Here is a 24,116-nt window from a genome sequence, read left to right as displayed (position 1 = left end):
TATGTGTGAAAATAAAAAAAAGAAAACGTCTTCCATTGAGATGACCTCCGGCTCTCTCTGGAAAAATATCCTCCTCTTCAGCCTTCCCCTGATGGGGTCCCAGGTGTTGGAGGTTCTTTTTAATTTAAGTGATGTTGCGGTTGTGGGGCGATTTGCAGATTACATGGCACTTGGAGCTGTGGGTTCCACAACTCTGCTGGTCACTTTATTTACCGGAATCCTGATTGGCATGGGCGCCGGAGTCAATGTTCGTGTAGCACACGAGCTTGGTGCCGAAAACAGAAAAGGTACCGAAGAAACGATTCATACATCTCTTCTTCTCTGTGCCATCGCAGGACTTCTGGTCTGTGTCGTCTGTCTTCTGTTTTCCGGACAGATGCTGTCCATGATGAATACGAAACCGGAGCTGATGGACCAGGCTGTTTTATATATGAAGATTTATGCTCTGGGTATGCCGGCCATGGCTGTATACAATTTCGGTAACGGCGTATTAAGTGCCCGCGGCGATACGAAGAGACCGCTGATCTATCTTTCCATTGCCGGAGTGATCAACGTTCTTCTGAACCTGTTTTTCGTTATCGTCTGTCATATGGCCGCCGCAGGTGTGGCAACTGCCAGCGCGATCGCACTGTATATCTCCGCAGCGCTGGTAATGATCCACCTCCTTCGGAGAAAAGACGAATGCAGGGTATCCCTGCGTAAGCTCCGTCTTCACCCGAAGGCCTGTAAAGCAGTACTGCTTCTTGGTATTCCCACAGGTCTGCAGAACGGGATTTTTGCCATTGCAAATCTGTTCGTACAGACCGGTGTCAACTCCTTCGATGCAGTCACGGTTTCCGGAAATGCCGCTGCCGCAAATGCAGACTCTCTGATCTACAACGTCATGTTTGCTTTCTATACTGCATGCGCAAGCTTCATCGGTCAGAACTGGGGTGCCGGAAATAAAAAACGTATGCTGAAAACTTATGGAATCAGCCTTACCTATGCCTTCATCGCAGGTGCGATCCTTGGTGGACTGCTTCTTGTTTTCGGTCCGCAGTTTCTGTCACTGTTTGCCACAGAACCGGCAGTCATCGATGCCGGCATGGAGAGGATCCGGATCATGGGCTTCAGCTATGCCTTCAGCTGTTTTATGGATTGCAGTATCGCCGCTTCCCGTGGCATCGGAAAAAGTATCCCACCGACCATCATCATCATTCTGGGATCCTGTGTATTCCGTGTCATCTGGTTCTATACGGTGTTCGCACACTTCCAGACCATTTCCTCACTTTATCTCCTGTATATTTTCTCATGGGGAATTACAGGCTTTGCGGAGGTTCTGTTCTTTGCTGTAAGCTTCCGGAAAATTCGGACCTGAAACTTCAAATATATAGCGCCAGACGAAGCATTGATCTGGCGCTTTTTTATATCTTTTTGCGTTTTATGTACATTTGTCTTTACAAGGCGGACATAATTGTATATAATTATCCTGTTGTGCTTTTACGCGATGCAGTAATACCGGCTTAGAACAATCCGCCCTTTACACTGGATCGTTGCTTTGCGGCTCAGCATTTTTTTAGCACACTCACACAATAGGAAAGAGGAAACTAGTTATGAAAAACCTGATTCAAAAATGGAACAGCATCAACCTGATCAAGCGTATCATCTGTGGTCTGATCGTTGGTATCATTCTCGGACTTGCAATCCCTCAGGCATCTGTGATCTCCATTCTCGGTGATCTGTTCGTCGGTGCTCTTCGTGGAATTGCTCCGCTTCTGGTGTTCTTCCTGGTAATGAGCTCTCTGTGCCACATGGGAAAAGGCCAGAAAACAAACATGAAATTCGTTGTTGTACTTTATCTTCTGGGAAATATACTCTCAGCACTGGCAGCTGTGATCTCCAGCCGCCTGTTCCCGATCATGCTGACTTTTTCCGAAAATACAAATACTTCCGACGTCACTCCGCCAAGCGGTGTTGCAGAGGTCCTCAAAAACCTTCTGATGAACATTGTTTCCAACCCGGTTGACGCACTTGTCAACGCCAACTATATCGGTATCCTTGCATGGGCCATCATCTTCGGTATCGCACTGAAGGCCGCAAGTGAAACTACCAAGACTGTCATCGAAAACATTTCCGATGCAACCTCCACAGCCGTAAGATGGATCATCAGCCTTGCTCCATTTGGTATCATGAGCCTGATCTTCACAACCATCTCCGAGCAGGGGCTTGGCGTACTGTTAAGCTATGGCCGTCTGATCTGTATACTGGTGGGAACCATGCTCTTTGTTGCACTGGTGATCAACCCGATCATTACTTTCATCTGCACACGCCAGAATCCGTATCCGCTGGTTCTGCGCTGCCTGAAGGACAGTGGTATCACAGCATTCTTCACAAGAAGCTCTGCCGCCAACATTCCGGTAAACATGGAGCTGTGCAAGGATCTCGGACTTGATGAGGATACCTACTCCATCTCCATCCCTCTTGGTGCGACCATCAACATGGGTGGTGCAGCGATCACCATTTCCATCATGGCTCTGGCAGCTGCACATACACTCGGTATCAGCGTAGACTTCCCGACCGCTCTGATCCTCTGCATCCTGGCTGCTGCAAGCGCGGCTGGTGCTTCCGGAGTTGCCGGCGGTTCTCTTCTTCTGATCCCGATGGCCTGCAGCCTTTTCGGAATCCCCAATGATGTTGCCATGCAGGTAGTTGGTGTCGGTTTCATCGTAGGCGTGATCCAGGATTCCTGTGAGACAGCACTGAACTCTTCCACAGACGTACTTTACACAGCATGCGCCTGCAGGATCAGAAAGAATAAATGATCACACTTATAAACCGTCAGGCGGATATTCATAATTGAAACAGGGGACTCCCTTGATTCGGTTAAAAGGAGCAGATCTTCCGTATTTGGAAAATCTGCTCCTTTTTTGGCTTAGAGCGTGTTTGAAAAAGGCTTTCTGCAAGATGTGCGTCACAATTTGTGGGAGATTTTGTCCGGATGAGGGCGCCGTAGCGGGCTACGGCAACTGAATTCGGGTAAAATATACCGCAAAGTGGGGCGTGCAGATTACGGGAATGATTTTTCAAACACGCTCTAACCTTCAGTTCCTGCAATATCTGCCCCATATAAAATTATCCGTAATCGGTAAATAAAACATCCTCTACATTCGAAAAAGCTTCCAGTTCTCTCCCATCTGCACAGCCAGATATACGATCTCAAAGATCACAGCTACAGATCCAAGCTTAAAAAGCAGGGAATCCACAAAGCCTCCTGCCTTACAGAAATCCAGCGCAATGCCGCCCGGCAGCGGATACAGGATCCGTACCCGTTTCCGGTTAAAGCAGTCCAGCACCAGATGTGATGCGAATCCAACCACAAAATAAAGGACCAGCTTCACGGACACCATGGATATGGCTGCACTTAAAATGGCCATAGCCATGATCGAATGCATAAATGACCGGTGCGGCTGATTTTTTCCAAAGGCGCAGACTGCGATAAAAATAATAACTCCCATGGCAACCGGCGCCATAGACTGGTTATTGCGGATCTTTTCCCAGATAGAAAAATCATAAAAATAATTCAATGCGATCTCTGCTGCCACAAGCAGTACCGCGATCAGTGTGATCCGGTCCGCATCCTTATGGGATTTGGAGGTTCCTACATCAATGTCGCTGATCAATGCTCCAAGCATTCCTGTTCCTGCCGCAAGTACCAGACCGGAAACCGTAGAGGGCTGTGTAACTGCCAGCACTGTTCCGAGTCCGACTGCCGCGTGTGTTTTTCCTGTCATAATTCTCCCCTTATTGTAAAAAATCTTCCGTTATTCAGGATTATCCACTGCTACAGATCAGACACTCTCTTCTGATCTTCTGCATATATAAATGTATCACTTTATCATTTACCGCAGATCTAAAAATACAATAAGGCAGCTGTCAGCCTTACCTTTTACTGACAGCTGCCTCCACGAAACAGCATTATATCACATAAAAAATTACGATTCTATCTAAAATCTTTCTACTTTCTTTCACGTCCCGTTTAAATGGAATATGTCTCTTGGATCTCTCTTTTAATCAGACCAGTTCATACGTCCGTAGCGAAGTGCAATACCTTGGATCTCTTTCTGAAGCTTCACAGTCAGCTCCCTTTTGCGGATCCTCCACTTCCAGTTCTTTCCTACTGTGGAAGGCTGGTTCATTCTGCAGCTGTTATCCAGTCCCATATAATCCTGCATAGGGATCACACAGAGCTTTGCACTGCTTCTCATAACCAGGCTGATAAAGCATTTATGCAGCTCTTTATCCGGTGTATAGTTATCACAGAGATAATCCCTGGCAAGCTTACGCTCTTTTGCCATAATGCTCTTCCACCATCCGGCGATGGTCTCATTATCATGGGTTCCTGTGTATGCCACACTGTTCTCCGGATAGTTGTGCGGAAGATAATCGTTGGCACAGCCGGAATCTCTGGAATCAAACGCAAACTCCAGGACCTTCATTCCCGGGAATCCACTGTCATGGACAAGCTGACGCACAGAATCTGTCACATAGCCAAGATCCTCCGCAATGACCTGCTTCCAGCCAAGGGCCTGCTCCACTTTGCGGAACAGATCGATCCCGGGACCTTTTTCCCAATGACCGCCAATGGCATTTTCTGCACCGTACGGAATGGAAAAATACTCGTCAAAGCCACGGAAATGATCGATCCTTACCACGTCATAAAGGCGGAATACGTAGCTCAGTCTGGAGATCCACCACTGATATCCTGTATTTCTGTGGTAATCCCAGCGGTACAGTGGATTTCCCCAAAGCTGTCCTGTTGCGGAAAAACCGTCCGGCGGGCATCCGGCTACAGCCACCGGCACATTCTCCTCATCCAGCTGGAAAAGTTCCGGATGAGCCCAGGTATCTGCACTGTCCATAGCTACATAGATCGGGATATCTCCGATGATCTGAATGCCTTTTTCGTTGGCATATTTTTTCAGTTTCATCCACTGCTCATAGAATTTGAACTGTATATACTGCTGGAATTCAATATCAAAATATAATTCTCTGCGATAGTAATCCATGGCATTTGCCCAGCGAAGGCGGATATCCTCTGCCCATTTTGTCCACTCAACACCGCCGAACTGATCCTTTACTGCCATAAAAAGTGCATAGTCGGAAAGCCACCAGCTGTTTTCTGCAACAAATTTCTGATAATCCGGATTCTCGCTAATGTTGCTGTTTTCGTAAGCTTTGCGGAGAAGCTTGTAACGGCCTTTGTAGATTTTTTCATAGTCTACGCTGTCTGCTCTTCTTCCCCAGCTGACCTTATCACAGTCCTCCTTTGTAAGGACGCCTTCCTCCACCAGTGCCTTCAGGCTGATAAAATACGGATTTCCCGCAAAAGTGGAGAAGGACTGGTACGGAGAATCTCCGTAACTGGTAGGTCCCAGCGGAAGGATCTGCCAGTAGCTCTGTCCCGCTTCCTTCAGCCAGTCCACAAAATCATAGGCACTCTTTGAAAAACATCCGATGCCGTACTCTGACGGCAGGCTTGTGATCGGCATCAGAATGCCGGCTGCTCTTTTATCCATATCTTTTCTCTCCTTATGTTGAGCCCTGCATCTCAGAGCATCTTATCTATTATCCTCTCACGGATGCATATTCATATAATCTACGCAACCGTTTGCGTAAATTATACGTCCGTTTTGCATGAAGTGCAATGCGTTTTTGTCTTTTCTACCTTTCTTACAATTTTTACATCCTGATTTTGTGCAGTTTTTTATTATGTCAAACAGAATCTGTCTGCATCTCACTACCTGATTTTCTGTGCATCTGTTTTTACGCAATTTCATGCAATTTTCCGTGCAATATGTTTGACAGTATCCTTGTTATGAACTACAATATCTCTATCAGACTGAGATAAAAAAAGCCGGATCAGAGGCATACTTCCGCTTTGATCCGGCATATCCGTGAGGAGGCAAATTTATGGCAGTAACCATCAAAGATGTGGCAGCTCTGGCCGGGGTGTCCCCGTCCACCGTTTCCAGAACCTGCAAAAATAATCCATCTATCAGTGAAGAAACCAAGGAACGTGTACGCAGAGCCATGGTGGAGCTTGGCTATGAGCCGAATTTCCAGGCCAGCAACCTGGCAGCACAGATTTCCCGCTCCATCGGTATCATCCTGCCTCCATCCCCAAAGGAGACATACGAGAATTCCTTTTACCTTGAGACGATCCGGGGGATCAGCCACTACTGTAACGCACATCAGTATATCAGCACCATTGTTACCGGTCAGAATGAAGAAGAGATCCTTAACGCAGTACGTTCCATGTCCAGAAGCGGTAAGGTTGACGGATTTATTGTTCTTTATTCCCGTGTGAATGATCCTGTTATTGATTTTCTTTTCAGTGAAGGACTTCTCTATATCCTGATCGGAAAACCGGCACAATACACCAATCATACGATCTATATCGATAATGACAACCTTCTGGCCGGACAGGAGGCAACGGAGTATCTTTATGCTCTGGGCCACCGGAAGATCGCTTATCTGGGTGTAGATAATTCCCTGGTCTTTTCCGCAGACCGCAAAACCGGCTACATGACTGCGCTGATCAGTCACGGATTAACCGTACAGCCTGAATACTGTATAGAGGTTTCGGCAGCTTCCCAGGATGAGTTTCAGGAGCTTCGAAAGCTGCTTTTAAGCGAGGATCGTCCTACAGCTGTGCTTGTCAGTGATGATATTCTGGCGCTTTCTCTGGAAAGGATCTGTATGGAAGCAGATATCTCCATACCGGAGGATCTGTCCATTCTTTCCTTTAACAACTCACTTTTTGCCAGACTGACTTCGCCTCAGCTGACCTCCATTGATATTAACTCCGGGCAGCTTGGAATGGAAGCAGCCACGCAGATGATCAGTCATATCGAAAATCCGAGCCTTCCGGCCACAAAGATCATTGTACCTCACCAGCTGATCGAAAGGGACAGCTGCCGGAGGATCTGATCTGCTTTCAAACAAAAAACAGGTATCTTCTCCGCTGACTGTGTATTGACCACCACTTATCGATCTGACATTGGTGGTCGATCTACCACCCGGCAAAAAGATACCTGTTTTTCATTTTTTATAATGCTTTCTCATAACACCAGTACATATGTCCCCAGAGTTCACACTCTCCCACGTTCTCAAAATTCAGCTTATCATAAGAACGGAGTGCTTTTACATTGTCCTTCGCAACAAGAAGATGTACAGCTTTATAGCCCCGCTTCTTCAGCTCTTCCATCACACCCTTAAGAAGTTTCCCGGCAATCCCCTGATTCTGGAATTCCTGACATACTCCCACCCGGGAGACCTCCACTGACGGCACCATGGTTTCTGACCAGCATGTGAGACATTCCACATTTGGATCATCATCAATGGAGATCACACCTGCGATATTTCCCGTATCGTCCCGCATACAGAACAGCGCATCTCTGGAAAGATCAAATTCCACTTCTTTTTCTGAAGGATACTCCTCTGTCCACACACAATAGGGCGTCCCCAGCAATGAACGGTACAGCTTCAGAACTGTATCTGCTTCTTCTCTTTTTACACGCTCGAAATTCATTTTATATCCTTTCTCCTGAAAATACATTCTTTTTCCGCCCGGATCTCGCCAGTATCAGGATTACAGCAAATGTAATGATCTCTGAACTCAGAAAAGAGCTCCACACGCCATTGATCCCAAATAATCCGGACAAGATCACCGCACTTGCAGCAATAGCGATAACACCACGCATAAGCGATCCCACGATCGCCGGAACTGCACGATCCACCGCCGAAAAATACGCCACCAGCATAATATTGATCCCCGCAAACAGGAATCCCAGGAAGTAAATCCGCAGGCCCACATGCGCATAATCCAGAAGCTGCTGGTTATTTTCACTGTTAAAAACAGCGACCAGATTGTCTGTAAAGCCCCACACCACCAGGATCGTCACCGCTTCCAGCACTGCACAGGAAACCAGACTCCAGCGAAGCAGGCTTTTTACATGGTCACGCTGTCCTTCTCCGTAGCTTTTGCTGATAAGCGGCTGTGCACCTTGCGCCAGTCCGTTAAAAATAGACATTGCCACAAGGGAAAGATTAGCCACTACTCCGTAGGCTGCCACGCTTACATTTCCTGCGATCCCAAGAAGAAGCATGTTAAAAATGATCGTAATGATCGCTGAGGAAAGCTCTCCGACAAAGGCCGAAATCCCAAGCTGACAGCATGAGATCAGATGGCGGATGGAAGGCCGTACCCACCGGAAACCTACGTGATTCTTTTTCCCAAGATAATGGGTTGTGCAGATCGCCATTGTAATGGCAGGACTGATGGCAGTTGCCAGCGCTGCTCCGGCAAGCCCCAGTTTCATTGGAAACATAAAAATATAGTCAAACACAATATTGAAAAGACTTGCGGAAATCGCCCCTGCCATGGCAGTGGAGGTTCCCTGGTCATTTCTTGCAAAAGCAGTAAACGTATAATTGACCATAAACAGCGGCGTAGTGATCAGCATGATGCGGAGATAGCTTTTTCCAAGGGCAGTCAGACCTGCATCTGCACCAAGAAGGTGAAGAAATTTCTCCGGTGCAACAATACCTGTGATAATAAATGGCACACTGCACAGAACGCTCCAGAAAACAGACTGCAGAAAATAGTGATCCGTATTCTCACCCTTAGCTCTGTTGATCCCGAATCGGGTAGCAGAACCGATACCGATCATTGCCCCGATAGCATATACCAATCCATACACCGGAAGGATCAGATTCAGAACTGCCAGGCCATCTGCACCTGAATGAACTGATATAAAAAATGTATCCGCCAGAATATAAACCGATATTCCGATCATACCTGCAATGCTTTGAAAAATATATTTAAAAAACTGCCTCAGCATATATGCACCATGTCCTTTCCTGATTCTGGTTTCATCCCATTTATCATTTATCCTAACCCCAAAAAGCTTCTCTTTTTGTTACTGATAATAACATCTTTCGCTACACCCCGCCGGAAACACTATCCGTTTTAACGTACATTTAAATTCCCTCTCATTTTCTGCAGCGTCCAGGATTTCCAACGCTTTTCGCAAATTCCGGATATCTTTTTCCATGTGATCCACATAGTTTCCCCGGCCAACCAGCTTCAGATGCGTGATCCCTGCCTGCTTCAGCTGATACAGTGCACACAGTCCACAGCCTGTCTCACCACAAAGATATCCGGATTCATCATATGCTTTCAGATCCGGTTCCTGATCCCACGCCTGCTCCTGAAGAGCCATTATTTTTTCCGGAACAGCATCACCATTCCGTACAGTTCCAAGCCAATAGGACACCCTGCAAAGATATCCCATCTCATCACAGTGAAGAGAATTACAGAATGCTCCCGTAAACTGGCACATCTCATTCAGCACAAAGGCCTCGAACTCCATTCCCGCCTCCGGTCGGATCCCGGCCTGTTTTTCCACTTCTCTCTGAGATGCAATAACAGACTGCATATCCCGGAACGTGTTTTTCCGATGAAAGATCAATCTCTTCAGAGGAAAGCGCCGGAACATCTTCAGCATTTCACTGTTCACTTCCCCCGTCTCTCCGCTGAGATGGATCTCACAGGAAATCCCCCTGTTTTTCAGATAAACAAGAAGCGCCGGATCTGCAATGATATAGCTTCGAAATCCAATTCCCATGCACTTTTCTATGATATCTCCGATCTCCGGATACTGTTCCGGAAGATAATACAGGGAATTGAAGGTGAGATGCACCGGCTTTTTATATTTTTTCACCATCCGGGAAAGAATTTCCAGCTCACTGTATGCTCCAAGCTGAACATTACAGCAGAGAACCTCCCTGCGATTTAACGGCATTACTGTGCCGTATTTTTCCGCCCAGGAAAAGGGTACATAGCCACAGAAAAATTCATCTGCTCCTGCCTGCACAAAACGTTCATATTCCTCTATGGAGCCTAACCCGGCTGTTATTTTCATACTGTTCTCCATGTCCTGTTCCTTTTTTCCGCAATGTATTCTTGTCAAACGGATATTCGCGATCCACCTTCGAAGCCTGCTCATCACCTGTCATATATTAACAACAATGCGATCCGGCTTTGTGCCTTTTATATTTTTCCACATTTCCGTTGACTCCGGAAGTGTTTTATCCACACCAAACAGGGAGTTATACCGCCCTGCCATGTGTAAATGTTCCGGATAAAGCAGTGCGTATTTTTCACAGAATTTCGGACAGTGCTCCGCAAGCTGCTGTGTACCGCAATCTCCGGTGGTGCACAAAGCATACAATGGACAGTACTGCGAAGTGTTTGTCTGATAAAAAGGCAGATGCAGACTGTTTTTTCCCGGCGGAAGCTCCTGTGGATATCCGCAGGACTCCCATTCGTATCTGTGGATATGAAATTCTTCAGCCAAAAAATCCCGATAAAACCCCGCATTCAGGCTGTTTTGCTGAAATAATAAGGTATCACCGGATTTATATTTCATTCGCGGATCCTTTTTTCGTTTATTAAGCAATGTGCCCAGAACAGGATGCAGGCGGGATGTTTTTCCACAGAGCATTTCCACCATGGCCCAGTCATTGACTACGATTTCCACATTCACCCCATGAATACAGCACCAGTTATCCACCTTTTCCAGAAGCTTTCCCACAGACGAAAGCATAAATTCCCGGATATAAGAAAATACCAGTGTGATCTCCGATCCCTCCGAATACATTTTATCCATAATAGAAAAAAGCTGCTCTTCTATCGGAAACAGGTTATGGCAGAACTGATTTCCAATATAAAATCTGTCCGGTGTCCGGCCTGCAAAATAACTGTGAGTGAGATAATTCTTCTGCCAGTAAGACGCCAGAAAAGCCTGCAGCGGCTGGCACAGATATTCTTCATACAGGGAAGTGCAGTTTAATTCCAGGGCAAACTCTGTATTATCCAAAAGCCTTAATTCTTCTGTACCCATTGTATCCTGTGGATTTCCGGAAGCCTTTTCACTTTCTCTGAGAAACCACTGCTTCTTCTGTTCCTCCAGACTCCTGCAGTGCATCTCATCCAGCTCCGCAGGATAACCGGTCAGTGATTTCGCCAGCTCTCCATCGTCTCCATCCAGCTTCAGACGGATATATCTGTTGTACTCTCCGGCCAGACGCCGAACCTCCTGTACATAATCCTTCTGTTCCACTCTCACAGAATATTCCCTGTAAAAATATTTTCCGGTTTTCTTTTCAACTGGCTGTTGATCCTGCAGGCATTGCTCCTCTGCTACACTCATCCCAAACCTCCGGATCTCCACTCTCCTGTACCCGGCTTTTTTCATATCATAAAAACAGATCAGAAACTGCTCCGGTTCCGGGCATTCCTCTGACAGCCGAAATCGAAATCCATCTTCACCCAGCTCTGTGATCCGGATTTCTTTGCTATCCATAAAACCGGACAGTAATCCAAATGGTATCATAGAAATCCTCATCAGGAAAGCTTCCTCCCTTCAGGCAAAAAAGGAGATGCCATATGCTCCCATACAGCACCTCCCACTGTTCCTTCTTATTTCACTTCTACTAATTCAATTCTGAAATTCAGCTCTTTACCTGCCATCTCATGATTAGCATCGAAAGTAATGGTTTTTTCATCTTTTGCGTTAACTTTAACCGGGAACGGCTGACCATACTGATTGGAGAGGTATACCTGCTGTCCTACAGTAAGATCCTCAGCACCCGGAAGCTGTTCGATCTCAAGTGTAAAAATCGCATCCGGATTCGGCATACCGTAAGCTTCCTCAGGCATCAGATGAACATCTACCACCTGGCCAACCTCCATGTTTGCAACTGCCGCATCAAAGCCTTTGATCATCTGGCCTGCTCCGCAGATGAATTCCAGTGGCTCGCCACGGTCATAGGAAGAATCGAACTGTGTTCCGTCATTAAAGGTTCCTCTGTAATGTGTACGGCAGGTTTTTCCGACATTAGGACCTGTGATAGATGGCTGGGAACCACATCCTCCGCCACAGCCTCCGCAGGAATGTCCGTCTTCATGACCGCCGCAGGAATGTCCATCCTCATGATGGTGATGATCACAATTCACACCTGTGGATACCAGCTCGCCCTTCAGATAAGCATCCACAGCTGCATCTACGTCACCCTGTGCTCCGGAACATAACTCAACACCAGCCTCAGCAAGTGCTGTCTGAGCGCCGCCGCCGATTCCGCCACAGATCAGAACGCTGATTCCCTGATCTGCAAGAAGTCCGGCAAGTGCACCATGTCCGGTGCCATTGGAGCTGATCACTTCACTGGAAACAACCTTGTTATCCTCCACCTCATATACCTTGAAAAACTCCGTTTTTCCAAAGTGCTGAAAAATGTTTCCATTATCGTATGTTGCTGCAATTTTCATTTGTAAAACCCTCCATTAGTCAGATATGTATTATATTAGTATATCGTGCAGGCAGGATAAAAGCAAGGTTTAACTTCTCTCTGCCGGCTCTTGCTGTCATTCAATGAATCCAGTATAATAGAGGCATCTGTAAAAATAAAAGATTTTTTGAATAAGAAGGTTTGAACTAAAATGAAATCATACGAAGAATTACTTTCAGATATTGAAGAAGACATGGAACTCATGGGTTCCTCACACATTGTTTATTCCATGGAAGAGGACGACATTGTTACCGATTATGATTATCTTCCATCCGATTCCTGTACGATCTCCATTACCTTAAAGGAACTTCAGGAAAAGCTTCAGCTGCAGATGCTCTATGCAAAAGTTTCCGCTCATACAGCCGGAGCAGATAAAAATGCCCCGAAATTAGCAGTTGTTTTTCCGGGCATCGGATACACTGCCGACAAGCCGCTTCTGTACTATACCAGCCGCCTTGCCAGCAAACAAGGCTACCAGATCCGCACGGTATCCTATGACAACCTCCCGGAAAATGTCAAAGGAGATCCTGAAAAAATGAAACAGGCCTTTGACCTTGCCCTGGAACAAACAGAACGCTCCTTAGGCAGCATCGACTGGAATTCCTATGGCAACATTCTGTTTATTTCCAAAAGCATTGGTACAGTCATCTCCTCTGCCTATGCTTCCCGACACGATCTGACTGTAAAAAGCATCCTGTTCACGCCTCTTGCAGAGACCTTTTCCTTCCCTCTTGCCGGAAGCATCGCCTTCCACGGCACCGCAGATCCCTGGGCCGAAACCGATTCCATCCGGGAACTGGCAGCGCAGAAAGATGTCCCTCTCTTTCTCACCCAAAACGCCAACCATTCTCTGGAAACCAGTGATGTACTGACGGATATCTTTATTCTAAAAACCACAATGGAGCGGGTCCAGCGTTTTATTTAACGCCGGTCCTCTTATTTTTCTCCACCCACTAAAAACTGAGGTGTCAGCTTGTTCAGCTCACGTTCCATGGAAGTTCTGGAAATATCACTGATGTCCTTCAGGGCAAACACTTTGGAAAAGCCGATCTCCATCATGTAATCCAGATCCCATACCGGACGCTTTTTATCACTCATAAACAGCTTACTGCTGAGCTCTTTCCCTGTTTCCGCATCTTCATGAGCATGGATACCTCTTCCATATTTTTCCCACATAGCAGCATCATGTGCCTCGTAAATCTTTTTCTTTTCTTCATCATAAAGATGCAGATACCAGCAGGCGTCCGATACCAAAAGACGTCCGCCTTTTTTCAGTACACGCAGCCACTCCTTGTAAGCCTTCTGTGGATCGTCCAGCGTCCATGTGATATTTCTGCAGATAACCATATCAAATGTCTCATCCGGGAAATTCAGATTGTGGCAGTCCATAGTCATCAGATCTGCGGATAAACCTGCTGCCTTTACATTTTCCTTTGCTTCATGGATCATATTTTCAGTAATATCGATCCCGGTCACATGATGTCCTTCTTTTCCCAGCATAATTTCAAAAAATCCCGGGCCGCAGCCTACGTCCAGTACTTCCAGATGTTCTTTTTCCGGCGCATACTCCAGAATCAGATTCTTCCAGTTTTCTGCTGTTTCACTTTTCAATTCTGCCTTGATCCCTTCGCTGTAAATGCCAGCTTCTCCTTCCCAGTACTCTTTGATCTTATCGTTTTGCATGTCACTTCTCCTTCTTTGTGGCTACTACAATAAATTTTTTTCCCTGATATCCGTATTTCCAGAAATCCATCGTCCATGGCCTGTTCAGCCATCGATTCTCTCTGATCTGGATCCTGGCAAAGCGTACCTTTTTTAATATCTGAAAGTCCGCTTCCGGACGCTTCTGCGATGTAAATGGCAGCTTTTCATAAATTCCGCTGTTTTCCTTCACGTCAGATCCATATGTTTTTCTTTCTGTAACATAAATAAGAAAATCAGCAATTTTCATATGGATCTTATTTTTTAATGTGGGTTCGACGGTCCGATAGTCCCCATCAAAATAAATGATCCTTCCACCTGGTTTTAATACAGCCTTCCAGCGTCTGAAAGCTTTTTCCGGATCATATAATGTCCACACCGCATCTCTGGAAAGTATCACATCATAGCTTTGTTCCTGTTCCAATGGCAAAGTTACACCATCTTCCTCACAGATTTCCACCTGCTGATGATACTGTCGCATATTCCTTCTGGCTTTTTCTACCATTCCTGATGAACCATCGATCGCTTTTACATCATGTCCCAGACGCGCTGCTATGATGCTCATAAAACCCGGGCCGCAGCCCACTTCTAAAATACGAAGGGGCTCAGGTCCAAGAAGTCTTTTCAATTCTTTTGTCCAGTAAGATACCGTTCTTTTGTTACTCAATTGTTTTTGGATCATATCATCATAATCACCGGAATCTTCTGTCCATTTATTCTCGATCTTTTCAAACATTTTTTTACTCCACTACATCCAGTGTTGCCCAGTTAATGCCTTCATAGGCAGTCGGTGCAAGCTCTACATTGGTCAGTCTGGTATTGTTATAGATATAATCACGGTTCGGATAATACAGCGGTACTGTTACTGCCTGATCATTGATACGTGTGAGGATCTTATCGTATAATTCCGTCCGCTTTTCTTCATCCTGTGTCTTTAATACTTCTCCGAGATCTTTGTTCAGCTCCTCATCGTACCAGTTTACTGCCTTTGCTCCATCTTCCGCATAGAACATTGATTTCAGGAATCCATGAGGCATCCAGGAATCTTCATAGCTGCGGTAAATGCACAGATCGTAATCTCTGGTGTTCCAGATCTCATCATAGTAAGCTGCGGATTCTTTTTCTACCAGTTCAATACCTACACCGACCTTCTCATATTCAGATTTCAGGAATTCACAAAGAGATTTCCATGAAGCATATTCTTCAGTCTGGAATACCAGTCTGAGGCTCAGTGGTTCTCCGTCTTTTTCTACAATACCATCTCCATCTGTATCCTCATATCCTGCTTCCTTTAACAGTTCCTTTGCTTTATCCGGATCATATGGATAGCCCTTGCTGTTTTCTTCTGTTACATAAGGAACTGTCGGAGACATAAGTCCGGTTGCAGGATTGCCGTAACCATCCAGCAGATCATTTACAATGCTTTCTTTATTTGTTGCATAATTCAGTGCCTGACGTACGTTTACATCCTGAAGCGCCGGTGTATCATAATTTTCGATCAGATAGTAAGAAAGTGTGGAAACCTGCTGTTCTGTCGATAAATTTTTATCTGCCTGGATAATACTGAAGCTTTCGGATGGAATATCCTGAAGATTCAGATCTGCCTCTCCACTCTGAAGTGCCATCACTCTGGCATCACCGTCTACCACCTGTTTCAGAACTACTTTATCAATATTTGGTTTCTCACCGTAATAATTAGGATTTGGTACCAGGACAACCTCCTGACCGCTTTCATAACTGTCGATCATCCACATTCCGGTACCCACTTCCTGACAAAATTCTCCATCTTCATCCAGTGCACTTTCACAGGTAAAACGGAACGGTCTTGGATAGCTGAATTCGATCAGCAGAGTATAACATGGTTCTGCGAACTTAAATTCTACAGTATAATCATCTACCTTTGTAACATTTTCCAGTTTGGCTGAAAAGTTACCGATCACATCCTGTTCCACCCATCTGTTATAATTCCACATCACATTGTCTGCATTAAACTCTGTGCCGTCCGAGAATTTCACATCTTTTCTTAAATGGAACGTATAGGTTGTGCCATCTTCGCTGATATCCCAGGATTCTGCCAATGCCGGTTTGATTTCTCCATTTTCTCCGTAACGTACCAGAGGATCATAGATCATTTCATAAAGACGAAAGTCCGGACCACTTTTTATAGGGTCACAAAGTTCAGGAGTCAGATCAATGGATGTCATTGCCGTAACTACTTTTTCCTCTTTTGCCTGTACATTGACACCTGTCAGTAAAGTTGCCGCCACCATGCTCAATGCTATCAATTTTGCTACACGTCTTTTCTTCATTTCTTCCTCTCCTTTGTTTGTTTTATATTTTACAGCATATGACATGCCGCAAAATGTCCTGTTTCAATTTCTGTCAATTCCGGTATATGCTCTCTGCATATATTTGTACATCTTCTGCACCGGTTCTGATATGGGCAGCCCTGTTCCGGAATGGTATCTGAAAATATTTTCTTTTCCTGCGATCCGATTCTTCGCATTTTCGGTTCTTTTACCGGAATAGAATCAAACAGATCTTTTGTATAAGGATGTACGGCAGTCTCCTTTAAGCTGTCCGTATGATCAATAAACTCGACCACGCGTCCCTGATACATAATAGCCACCTCTTTGCAGAGATATGGAACGTTGGACAGATCGTGAGTGATCAGTAAATAGGTCATCTCATATTTTTCCTGCAGCTCATTTAACAGATGCAGGATCTGCTTTCGTATGGAATAATCCAGACTGGATACCGGTTCATCACAGATCACAAGTTCCGGTCTTAATACCAATGCTCTCGCAATATTAGCTCTCTGACACTGACCTCCTGAAATCTGTCCAACATAACGGTTGCGGATATCCGGATCAAGCCCCGTCTGGATCAAAGCCTCCTTTACTCGCTCTTCATACTCACCCTCTTGCAGTTTTTCATGTAATTTCAAAATTTCCAGAATATTTTCTCCAATGGTATAACCGGGATCAAATACCCCGCTGCTGCTTTGAAAGACCATCTGAAGATTCTTGCGATATGGACGAAACTGCTTTTCAGACAAATCCTGCATTTCCTGTCCCTGAAACCAGAATTTTCCATCTGTAGGTTTCTCCAGGCCGGCGATCAGCTTTCCGAATGTAGTTTTACCACTTCCACTTTCACCGATCAGGGCCATGGATGATCCTGCATGGATTTCCAGACTTACATCATCCACTGCCTTCACAATTTTTTTCTTGCCATAATATTTTTTTAAATGTTCTGTCTTTAGTAACGTACTCATACTTTTCCCCTATAAAACTGCATCCAACAGTTTTTTTGTATATGAATGCTGCGGATGATAAAAGATCTCTTCAACCGTTCCGTTTTCCACTATTTCGCCGTCTTTCATGATCGAAACATCATCTGCGATCTCTGCCACCACACCCAGATCATGCGTAATAAATAACACGCCCAGATTTTCTTTCCTGGATAGCTGATAGATTTCTTCCAGGATCTGCTTCTGTACGGTTACATCCAAGGCTGTCGTCGGCTCATCTGCGATCAGATAATCCGGTTTCATGGACATGGCAATGGCGATCATAACACGTTGGCACATACCACCAGACAATTCGTAAGGTTTTTTCTTCATCAGTTCTTCCGGATCACGCAGATTCATCATCCGCAGACTTTCCAACGCTACTTCCCTTGCCTGTTTTTTGCTCATTTTGCGATGTTTTCTCAGTCCTTCCAGAAGCAGTTGTTCAACTGTAAAAAGCGGATCAAGAGCAGCAGTCGGATCCTGAAAGATCATTCCGATCCTGTCTCCGTATAACTGTCGTTTTTCTTTTCCTGATAACTTCAGAAGACTCTTTTCGTTCAGTGTCACATCTCCGGATATCACCTTTCCATTTCCTGCAAGCAGATTCATGATCGTCAGAGAGGTAACTGACTTGCCGCTTCCACTTTCTCCCACCAGAGCATGGATCCTTCCGCGTTTTACTTCCAGGCTGACATCTTTTACTGCATGAACCATTCCGTGAGATGTCTGAAACTCCACATGTAGTCTTTTTACCTTTAGAACATCATTTTTGGGCTGTTCCATTCTGTATTCCCTCCCCCAGATAATTAAATGCCAGAACAATGATCATGATCAGTATGCCCGGATAAAACATCAGTCTTGGATAAGTCTGGATATAACTTCTACTGTCACTGAGCATGATCCCCCATTCCGGTGTCGGTGCCTGCACACCAAGTCCGATAAAGGAAAAACCGGCAATTGACAGAATGATCGAACCGATTTCCATTGTTGCCAGTGCGATCACAGATGGCAGGATATTTCTCAATACATGCCTAAATATGATCCTTGCGTGGCCGCAGCCGCCGGCTTTTAGTGCGGTCATATAATTTTTATTTTTTTCCTGAAGTGTCAATGCTCGGGCAAGCCTTGCATATTCTGCCCAGGATACGACCGATAAGGACAGAATCAGATGAGCGCCGCTGGCTCCTACGGTTCCTGCAATGGCAAGTGCCACAATAAAGACCGGCATAGCCATAAATACATCAATGATCCTCATAATTATGGAATCGATTTTTCCACCTACATATCCGGCAAACAGTCCGATTGGCACCCCGACACATACGGTGATCAGAAGCACCGTAAAGCTGTAGCTCAGTGAATATCGGCTGCCCCAGAGAAGTCTTGATAAAATACATCGTCCCAGCTGATCAGTACCTAAAGGATATGCCGCCGACGGATTCTTTAATTTTATCGAAACATCCACAAGCAGCGGATCATGCGGCGCCAGTACAGGTGCAAAAATAGCTGCCAATGCAAAAATTATGACCACCATCAATCCTATTTTTGTTTTCGGTGACCGGAATACCTGTTTCCAGTACAGATTCTGGATCATGCTTTTTTCTGTTTTCTGCTTTCTTCTGCTTCCCATTCTATGATCTCTCCTTTACTTTAACTGGATTCGCCGGTCAATCGCAGAATAGGCGATATCCACAAGAAAATTTAATACTACAATGCCAACAGCCAGAATAAAGATAAAACATTGCAGCACCGGAGTGTCTTTTGAGATCACGGATTTCAATGCCAGATTTCCGATTCCCTGAATTGAAAAAATACTTTCTATCACAGCTGAGCCACAGAAAAAACCGATCACAATTGATACCAGACGTGTCAGCACAGGAATCAGGATATTTTTCAGACCATGACGCAAAATTACATTTACAGATGACAATCCCTTAGCTCTGCTGGCACGTATGTAATCCTGCTTCAGCACCTGTATCATATTGGTACGGATCAATCTCGTCATAATTCCAAAGAAACTGATATCCATGGCAAATGCCGCAAGAATCGGGATGCCTCCGGCATCTCCTCCGATCACGGAAATCACTTTTAGCTTTACTCCAAATATATAGAGCAGCATCAGACCGATCCAGAAAGACGGCATAGATACACTGAGGGACGACAAAATGCGAATGACTTTATCCAGAACTCTGTTTTCATAAATTGCCGACAAAATTCCAAGAGGGACTGATACGATCATCAACAATAAAAACGAAGTAACTGCCAGTTTAAATGTCTGTGGAAAATATCTTTTTAATTCCTCAAAAGCCGGTTTTCTGGTAGAATATGATTTTCCAAAATCGCCATGAAGTGCCTGATCCAGCCATTTCCCGTATTGTACCAGCACCGGCTGATCCAGTCCTTCCTCATGCCGTACTTCTTCTACCTGCTCCGGTGACGGATGCTCATATTTTTTCTCCGCCAGCACTCTGGCAGCATCACCTGCCGATATAAAACTCAGCATAAAAATAATAAATGTAACCGCCAGCACTACCGGAATCATAAATATAAAACGCTTTGCAATTACTTTTCCCATCTTCATCTCTCCTCATTTTTCATCTGTTTATTCGGTTAAAATAAAAAAAGCTGATATGATCCAGCATCATATCAGCACAAAAAACAAACCTCTACCTCAGGCAGAGCTTATTCCTTCTGTATCCCATCCGAATCAGAATTCTTCTGTCAAAAAGGCAAGTCTCCTGACTCCAGTTCTTCCTACTTACCATCTTCCCGGATCTCTCCAGTGATATTTTGGTTTTCGTCCCTGTCACAGTAGCGGTGGCTGTTCTGGCATTTCACCAGATTCCTTATTAAGTACTTTGTACACCCTTCTGACTATTCAATTTTCATAGTTGCAATGAATAAATATTATAATATCATACTTTTCTTTTTATATAAATAGTTTTTTGTCAAATATAAAATATCTGAACATTTCATAGTGAAACCCGGATATTTTCTGCCTGTATTATTATAAATCTCTTAAGTAAATAACATTATGTATGAACGGTGACTTCTTTATATTTCCGTATAATGATCATATAACTTACGAATAATAAAACAGCTGCGCTGCTCCATGCACAGATCTCTGCATAGTATATTCCATCTTCACCGATCAGTTTTGGCAGCAGCAGCGCAACACTGACACGCATTATAAATTCTGCAATGCCGCTGGCAAGCGGAATCAAAGTATTACCCAGGCCCTGGATAGCGGAACGATACACATACAGCAGATACAGCACCCACAAAAAGACAGCCATAATAAACAAATACTTATATGCTATATCCAATACCTGTCGGGTCTGATCCGGTTCACCGGATACAAACAGGGACAGTACATTACGTCCAAACAGTACCATCATGCCGGAAATGAAAGCCGAAGTGAGCACTGCCATATAAGTGCCGCTGCGCACGCCTTTTCGAATCCTCTGGTATTTTTTTGCACCAAGATTCTGGCCCACATAGGTTGTAATAGCATATCCATATGAAATGGCAGCCATCTCCAAAACCCCATACAGCTTGTTCGATGCCGTAAATCCCGCCACAAACAGAAAACCAAATCCATTGATCACATACTGTACCACAAGTCCTCCCACGGAGATGATCACATTCTGTATCGCAAGAGGAACCGCCAGTTCCAAAAGCCGCAGGCTCATAGAGGGCTGCCTGTAAAAGTCCTTCTTTTCCAGGCGGATATCCGGGATTTTACGTAATACGATCAAACAGTACAAGGCTGAAAATCCCTGTGCGATAACGGTTGCCACTGCTGCTCCGGCAATACCCCAGCCAAAAACCGCCACAAATAACAGATCCAGTCCCACATTGATCACTGCTGCCACTGTCATTGCGATCAACGGAGATCTGCTGTTTCCAAGTGCCCGAAGGATCGCTGCAAATATATTATAAGCAGCTATGATCGGGATTCCCGCAAAGATCAGCCGCAAATATAGCATTGTCAGATTAATGACATTATCCGGTGTCTGTAAAAATAAAAGAACATGATAAACTGTACCTTCACTTACTGCGAGTACGACCACAGACAGTAATGCTGTCATGATATAGCTTTTCGCTACTGCACATTTCAGATTTTCCTTTTCCCTTGCTCCATAATACTGAGATACAAGAATAGAAAAACCCTGTGTGATACCTGTCATGATCCCCAACACCAGCCATACCAGCCAATCTCCGGCACCTACTGCCGCCAGTGCTTTAACTCCTACCACTTGTCCGACAATCATGGTGTCTGCCATTGTATAAAACTGCTGAAAAATATTTCCAAGCATCATTGGTATGGCAAAAGTTATGATCAGTTTTCCGGGAGATCCGGCAGTCATATCTTTTTCATTAGTTCCCATAAGAATCTCCTTTTCTTTTCATCCTTGTCCGTTATTTTACAAGGGACTCTTACGAAACACAAGACTATTTTTTCACAAAGTTTTTCTCATATTTTTGGTAGCTATTACATCTTTATGATCATTATTTTTAATGGATCATTTTTGCCACGCCTATATTAAAACTCTTTCTTCTTCATGGCGCTCATACTATACTTATACGAAGCAAACCATATAAGCAGACTTAGCACAATAAGGGCAATCCCGATTTCAAAATCCCCTATTCCCCCTATCATATGCAGAATACTTTCTTTTAATCCCAAGTTAGTCTTCACAAAAGATCTAATTGTATAACAAATCGCAAAAATAATTAAAATTGCGATTGGCAGCACAATTCGCCCTTTCTCTCCTTCGAACCTTATCCTGATCGCGATCATAATTCCCGCAATTGCCTGAAACACAAAAAATGTGATCAACTCCATTGCCAGCATTTCCAGATCAAACACCTCTTCAGGATTTATGAGTACCATAATTCCTGCACAGATCATTCCAATGCACCATCCACATGCTGTCATGATAAAGGAAAAAATATATTTTTCTCTGACATATATTTTTTTATTTACGGGTAAAGAAAATAAATATGTGTAACCATGGCCATTTTCATCATAACTGATCGTATTACCTGAATATATCGCCAGAACAGATGGGATATACATTGCAATGAAAGCAGCTGCCGTTTTTCCTGTAAGTATAAAAAACAATGCTACAAACACTAACACCAAAAAAAGATTACCACCCTGTCGAAAAAACAATCGAAAATCCTTTTCCAAAAGCCCTCTGATTCCTTTCATCATCTTTCGCCCCCTGTCAACATCAGGATCACCTGATCGAGTGATCCGCTCTCTACTACGATTTCCGGATAATTTTCTATATAATACTGCTTCTCGTTCGTCAGACAGGCAACTCCAAAAAACTCTTTTTTCTCTTTCAAAAGATACCTTTTATCCACTGCCTGATATTGTTCCTCACTGACCTTCAACACTGCATATTTTTCAAGAATCGTATCCATCGCTTCATGAAGTACAATCTTTCCTTTATGTATCACATAAATGTCATCACACAGATGTTCTAAGTCCGAAGAAATATGTGAACTGATCAGGATACTTCTCTCCGGTTCTTCTTCCATATACTCTCTTAAAATATCCAGCATCCTTTCTCTCGCTCCGACATCAAGCCCTGCTGTCGGCTCATCCAGCATCAGGAATTCTGCCTGATGTGTCAATGCAATGATCAGATTCAGCTTTGCTTTCATTCCTGTTGAGTACTCTTTTATAAATTTATCCAACGGAATCTGATATTCTTCACACATCTGATGAAATTTTTCTGCTTCAAACTTTGGATACAATTTGGCAAGGACTGCCTCAACATCTTTCCCTTTCAAGTATACACTGAATCCGGCTTCTGCCAGGACAACTCCCAGCTCTTCTTTCTCTTTTTCACTTAACTCTTCCGGTATTTTTCCCAGGATCTTTATCTCACCGGCATCATAAGAAATGAGTCCGAGCACTGCCTTGAACAAAGTACTCTTACCGGCTCCGTTCTCTCCAACCAGACCGGTGATTCTTCCTTTTTCTACATTTAACGAACAGTCTAACTGAAATTCACCGTAGCTTTTCTTTACTCCTTTAATCTCCAACATAATCATTCATCCTCCATGATGAGTTCAAACAACGAACGGATCTCTTCCTCCTTCATTCCGCAGCGCCTTCCCTTCTGAATTGCTGCTTCCAGATCCGCCTCAACCTCTTTCCTGCGCTCTTCTTCCATCAGCTGTGTATTCGAAGCCGCTACATACGTTCCTTTCCCATGAACTGTGACTGTCATGCCCTCTGCTTCCAGATTGTCATATGCTTTCTTCACAGTAAGTGCACTGATCTTCAGTTCCTTTGCCATTGTTCTCACGGACGGCAATATATCATTTTCTTTTAATTCTCCGGAGATGATCTGCGCCTTGATCTGCTCCATAATCTGTTCATAAATTGGTACCATCGATGTATTATTGATTATAATCTTCATATGTTCCCTCCTGTTGTAAACAGTATATAACAGTGTAATACTGTTGTCAACTGTTATATACTGTTTTGCAGTAGTTGACTGCCAGGATATATTTTTTAGCACGAAAAAAGCACCTCTCGGTTTTCTGATTATTAACTCTGAGAAGTGCTCTTGTTTTATATCTAATTTTAGTACAGCTTTGCACCTGCCGGGATTCTGTCATCTACCATCAGAAGGTTCAGTCCTTCATGACCATCTTCCTCAGGTACTGCTGAGATCAGCATACCCTCGGAATCGATTCCCATCAT

Annotated in this window: 22 protein-coding genes, 3 pseudogenes and 1 riboswitch; of the genes and pseudogenes, 5 read left to right on the top strand and 20 right to left on the bottom strand. The window is 44.4% G+C overall.

Annotation, left to right across the window (positions count from 1 at the left end):
• The first annotated feature begins 1 nt into the window (after position 1).
• Both BLP57_RS10720 and sstT read left to right on the top strand, forming a co-directional pair.
• The gene (locus BLP57_RS10720) at positions 2 to 1,357 is read left to right on the top strand and encodes an MATE family efflux transporter (RefSeq protein WP_092071608.1); all 1,356 of its coding nucleotides are present in this window, start codon (positions 2 to 4) and stop codon (positions 1,355 to 1,357) included.
• A 235-nt stretch (positions 1,358 to 1,592) separates the two neighbouring features.
• Entirely contained in the window at positions 1,593 to 2,801 is a 1,209-nt protein-coding gene (gene sstT, locus BLP57_RS10715) for a serine/threonine transporter SstT (protein WP_092071605.1), read from the top strand.
• A 61-nt stretch (positions 2,802 to 2,862) separates the two neighbouring features.
• On the opposite strand, the pseudogene BLP57_RS18735 reads toward sstT, so the two are convergent.
• Positions 2,863 to 3,006, bottom strand: a pseudogene (locus tag BLP57_RS18735) (DUF6783 domain-containing protein); the annotation flags it as partial.
• Between BLP57_RS18735 and BLP57_RS18730 the strand changes: the two are divergent.
• Positions 2,944 to 3,132 (top strand): annotated as a pseudogene (locus tag BLP57_RS18730) (DUF6783 domain-containing protein). The pseudogenes BLP57_RS18735 and BLP57_RS18730 overlap by 63 nt on opposite strands.
• An 8-nt stretch (positions 3,133 to 3,140) precedes the next feature.
• On the opposite strand, the gene BLP57_RS10705 reads toward BLP57_RS18730, so the two are convergent.
• Positions 3,141 to 3,770 (bottom strand): metal-dependent hydrolase, encoded by a 630-nt coding sequence (locus BLP57_RS10705; protein ID WP_092071602.1) that lies wholly within the window; start codon positions 3,768 to 3,770, stop codon positions 3,141 to 3,143.
• 276 nt (positions 3,771 to 4,046) lie between these two features.
• On the bottom strand, positions 4,047 to 5,555 hold the full coding sequence (gene malQ, locus BLP57_RS10700; RefSeq protein ID WP_092071599.1) for a 4-alpha-glucanotransferase: 1,509 nt from the start codon (positions 5,553 to 5,555) through the stop codon (positions 4,047 to 4,049).
• A 394-nt stretch (positions 5,556 to 5,949) separates the two neighbouring features.
• Between malQ and BLP57_RS10695 the strand changes: the two genes are divergently transcribed.
• Positions 5,950 to 6,969: a LacI family DNA-binding transcriptional regulator gene (locus tag BLP57_RS10695; RefSeq protein WP_015526659.1), complete on the top strand. Its 1,020-nt coding sequence runs from the start codon at positions 5,950 to 5,952 to the stop codon at positions 6,967 to 6,969.
• Positions 6,970 to 7,087: 118 nt separating this feature from the next.
• On the opposite strand, the gene BLP57_RS10690 is transcribed toward BLP57_RS10695, so the two are convergent.
• The 5 genes from BLP57_RS10690 to BLP57_RS10670 form a co-directional block, all read right to left on the bottom strand.
• Entirely contained in the window at positions 7,088 to 7,570 is a 483-nt protein-coding gene (locus tag BLP57_RS10690; RefSeq protein ID WP_015526660.1) for a GNAT family N-acetyltransferase, read from the bottom strand.
• Position 7,571: 1 nt separating this feature from the next.
• On the bottom strand, positions 7,572 to 8,837 hold the full coding sequence (locus BLP57_RS10685; RefSeq protein WP_330389427.1) for an MATE family efflux transporter: 1,266 nt from the start codon (positions 8,835 to 8,837) through the stop codon (positions 7,572 to 7,574).
• A gap of 123 nt (positions 8,838 to 8,960) precedes the next feature.
• A complete protein-coding gene (locus tag BLP57_RS10680; protein ID WP_092071645.1) occupies positions 8,961 to 9,965 on the bottom strand; it encodes a U32 family peptidase in 1,005 nt (334 codons plus the stop codon).
• A 90-nt stretch (positions 9,966 to 10,055) separates the two neighbouring features.
• Entirely contained in the window at positions 10,056 to 11,450 is a 1,395-nt protein-coding gene (locus tag BLP57_RS10675) for a hypothetical protein (RefSeq protein ID WP_092071593.1), read from the bottom strand.
• Between the two features lie 74 nt (positions 11,451 to 11,524).
• Entirely contained in the window at positions 11,525 to 12,373 is an 849-nt protein-coding gene (locus tag BLP57_RS10670) for a NifB/NifX family molybdenum-iron cluster-binding protein (RefSeq protein ID WP_092071590.1), read from the bottom strand.
• A gap of 171 nt (positions 12,374 to 12,544) precedes the next feature.
• Here BLP57_RS10670 and BLP57_RS10665 point away from each other — a divergent pair, with 171 nt between their 5' ends.
• The gene (locus tag BLP57_RS10665; protein ID WP_092071587.1) at positions 12,545 to 13,318 is read left to right on the top strand and encodes an alpha/beta hydrolase; all 774 of its coding nucleotides are present in this window, start codon (positions 12,545 to 12,547) and stop codon (positions 13,316 to 13,318) included.
• Between the two features lie 11 nt (positions 13,319 to 13,329).
• On the opposite strand, the gene BLP57_RS10660 is transcribed toward BLP57_RS10665, so the two are convergent.
• The 12 genes and pseudogenes from BLP57_RS10660 to BLP57_RS10605 form a co-directional block, all read right to left on the bottom strand.
• Positions 13,330 to 14,076 carry a class I SAM-dependent methyltransferase gene (locus BLP57_RS10660; RefSeq protein ID WP_015526666.1) on the bottom strand — a complete coding sequence of 249 codons (747 nt, stop codon included), beginning with the start codon at positions 14,074 to 14,076 and terminating at the stop codon, positions 13,330 to 13,332.
• Position 14,077: 1 nt separating this feature from the next.
• The gene (locus BLP57_RS10655; RefSeq protein ID WP_022426108.1) at positions 14,078 to 14,830 is read right to left on the bottom strand and encodes a class I SAM-dependent methyltransferase; all 753 of its coding nucleotides are present in this window, start codon (positions 14,828 to 14,830) and stop codon (positions 14,078 to 14,080) included.
• Between the two features lie 4 nt (positions 14,831 to 14,834).
• Positions 14,835 to 16,403 carry a nickel ABC transporter substrate-binding protein gene (locus tag BLP57_RS10650; protein WP_227588809.1) on the bottom strand — a complete coding sequence of 523 codons (1,569 nt, stop codon included), beginning with the start codon at positions 16,401 to 16,403 and terminating at the stop codon, positions 14,835 to 14,837.
• A gap of 29 nt (positions 16,404 to 16,432) precedes the next feature.
• Positions 16,433 to 17,371 (bottom strand): oligopeptide/dipeptide ABC transporter ATP-binding protein, encoded by a 939-nt coding sequence (locus BLP57_RS10645; RefSeq protein WP_059086421.1) that lies wholly within the window; start codon positions 17,369 to 17,371, stop codon positions 16,433 to 16,435.
• A gap of 9 nt (positions 17,372 to 17,380) precedes the next feature.
• A complete protein-coding gene (locus BLP57_RS10640) occupies positions 17,381 to 18,172 on the bottom strand; it encodes an ABC transporter ATP-binding protein (RefSeq protein WP_092071580.1) in 792 nt (263 codons plus the stop codon).
• On the bottom strand, positions 18,153 to 19,016 hold the full coding sequence (nikC, locus tag BLP57_RS10635; protein WP_021650926.1) for a nickel transporter permease: 864 nt from the start codon (positions 19,014 to 19,016) through the stop codon (positions 18,153 to 18,155). Before nikC ends, BLP57_RS10640 begins: the two co-directional genes overlap by 20 nt.
• Positions 19,017 to 19,031: 15 nt before the next feature.
• Positions 19,032 to 19,961, bottom strand: coding sequence for an ABC transporter permease (locus tag BLP57_RS10630; RefSeq protein WP_015526672.1), 930 nt, complete (start codon positions 19,959 to 19,961; stop codon positions 19,032 to 19,034).
• Between the two features lie 136 nt (positions 19,962 to 20,097).
• Positions 20,098 to 20,271: riboswitch (cobalamin riboswitch) on the bottom strand.
• A gap of 147 nt (positions 20,272 to 20,418) precedes the next feature.
• A complete protein-coding gene (locus BLP57_RS10625; RefSeq protein ID WP_092071578.1) occupies positions 20,419 to 21,777 on the bottom strand; it encodes an MATE family efflux transporter in 1,359 nt (452 codons plus the stop codon).
• A 155-nt stretch (positions 21,778 to 21,932) separates the two neighbouring features.
• Complete coding sequence (locus BLP57_RS10620) at positions 21,933 to 22,607, bottom strand: ABC-2 transporter permease (RefSeq protein WP_092071575.1); 675 nt, start codon at positions 22,605 to 22,607, stop codon at positions 21,933 to 21,935.
• The gene (locus BLP57_RS10615) at positions 22,604 to 23,452 is read right to left on the bottom strand and encodes an ATP-binding cassette domain-containing protein (protein ID WP_092071572.1); all 849 of its coding nucleotides are present in this window, start codon (positions 23,450 to 23,452) and stop codon (positions 22,604 to 22,606) included. The genes BLP57_RS10620 and BLP57_RS10615 overlap by 4 nt, the downstream gene beginning before the upstream one ends.
• 2 nt (positions 23,453 to 23,454) lie before the next feature.
• Positions 23,455 to 23,829: a GntR family transcriptional regulator gene (locus BLP57_RS10610; protein ID WP_015526677.1), complete on the bottom strand. Its 375-nt coding sequence runs from the start codon at positions 23,827 to 23,829 to the stop codon at positions 23,455 to 23,457.
• A 167-nt stretch (positions 23,830 to 23,996) separates the two neighbouring features.
• Positions 23,997 to 24,116: pseudogene (locus BLP57_RS10605) on the bottom strand (methionine--tRNA ligase subunit beta); the annotation flags it as partial.

Source organism: Blautia sp. SF-50, assembly GCF_900101315.1.
Taxonomy (GTDB): Bacteria; Bacillota; Clostridia; order Lachnospirales; family Lachnospiraceae; genus Blautia_A; species Blautia_A fusiformis.
This window is presented reverse-complemented; position numbering and strand designations above follow the sequence as displayed.

What these genes read in the sequence shown, in the direction of transcription:
- BLP57_RS10695 (WP_015526659.1), top strand. Translation starts at nt 5,950, where the DNA reads ATGGCAGTAACCATCAAAGATGTGGCAGCTCTGGCCGGGGTGTCCCCG.
- nikC (WP_021650926.1), bottom strand. Translation starts at nt 19,016, where the DNA reads ATGGGAAGCAGAAGAAAGCAGAAAACAGAAAAAAGCATGATCCAGAAT.
- BLP57_RS10610 (WP_015526677.1), bottom strand. Translation starts at nt 23,829, where the DNA reads ATGAAGATTATAATCAATAATACATCGATGGTACCAATTTATGAACAG.
- BLP57_RS10645 (WP_059086421.1), bottom strand. Translation starts at nt 17,371, where the DNA reads ATGAGTACGTTACTAAAGACAGAACATTTAAAAAAATATTATGGCAAG.
- BLP57_RS10625 (WP_092071578.1), bottom strand. Translation starts at nt 21,777, where the DNA reads ATGGGAACTAATGAAAAAGATATGACTGCCGGATCTCCCGGAAAACTG.
- BLP57_RS10690 (WP_015526660.1), bottom strand. Translation starts at nt 7,570, where the DNA reads ATGAATTTCGAGCGTGTAAAAAGAGAAGAAGCAGATACAGTTCTGAAG.
- BLP57_RS10655 (WP_022426108.1), bottom strand. Translation starts at nt 14,830, where the DNA reads ATGTTTGAAAAGATCGAGAATAAATGGACAGAAGATTCCGGTGATTAT.
- BLP57_RS10720 (WP_092071608.1), top strand. Translation starts at nt 2, where the DNA reads ATGTGTGAAAATAAAAAAAAGAAAACGTCTTCCATTGAGATGACCTCC.
- sstT (WP_092071605.1), top strand. Translation starts at nt 1,593, where the DNA reads ATGAAAAACCTGATTCAAAAATGGAACAGCATCAACCTGATCAAGCGT.
- BLP57_RS10650 (WP_227588809.1), bottom strand. Translation starts at nt 16,403, where the DNA reads ATGAAGAAAAGACGTGTAGCAAAATTGATAGCATTGAGCATGGTGGCG.
- BLP57_RS10705 (WP_092071602.1), bottom strand. Translation starts at nt 3,770, where the DNA reads ATGACAGGAAAAACACACGCGGCAGTCGGACTCGGAACAGTGCTGGCA.
- BLP57_RS10620 (WP_092071575.1), bottom strand. Translation starts at nt 22,607, where the DNA reads ATGATGAAAGGAATCAGAGGGCTTTTGGAAAAGGATTTTCGATTGTTT.
- BLP57_RS10640 (WP_092071580.1), bottom strand. Translation starts at nt 18,172, where the DNA reads ATGGAACAGCCCAAAAATGATGTTCTAAAGGTAAAAAGACTACATGTG.
- malQ (WP_092071599.1), bottom strand. Translation starts at nt 5,555, where the DNA reads ATGGATAAAAGAGCAGCCGGCATTCTGATGCCGATCACAAGCCTGCCG.
- BLP57_RS10665 (WP_092071587.1), top strand. Translation starts at nt 12,545, where the DNA reads ATGAAATCATACGAAGAATTACTTTCAGATATTGAAGAAGACATGGAA.
- BLP57_RS10660 (WP_015526666.1), bottom strand. Translation starts at nt 14,076, where the DNA reads ATGCAAAACGATAAGATCAAAGAGTACTGGGAAGGAGAAGCTGGCATT.
- BLP57_RS10675 (WP_092071593.1), bottom strand. Translation starts at nt 11,450, where the DNA reads ATGAGGATTTCTATGATACCATTTGGATTACTGTCCGGTTTTATGGAT.
- BLP57_RS10630 (WP_015526672.1), bottom strand. Translation starts at nt 19,961, where the DNA reads ATGGGAAAAGTAATTGCAAAGCGTTTTATATTTATGATTCCGGTAGTG.
- BLP57_RS10670 (WP_092071590.1), bottom strand. Translation starts at nt 12,373, where the DNA reads ATGAAAATTGCAGCAACATACGATAATGGAAACATTTTTCAGCACTTT.
- BLP57_RS10680 (WP_092071645.1), bottom strand. Translation starts at nt 9,965, where the DNA reads ATGAAAATAACAGCCGGGTTAGGCTCCATAGAGGAATATGAACGTTTT.
- BLP57_RS10685 (WP_330389427.1), bottom strand. Translation starts at nt 8,837, where the DNA reads ATGATCGGAATATCGGTTTATATTCTGGCGGATACATTTTTTATATCA.
- BLP57_RS10615 (WP_092071572.1), bottom strand. Translation starts at nt 23,452, where the DNA reads ATGTTGGAGATTAAAGGAGTAAAGAAAAGCTACGGTGAATTTCAGTTA.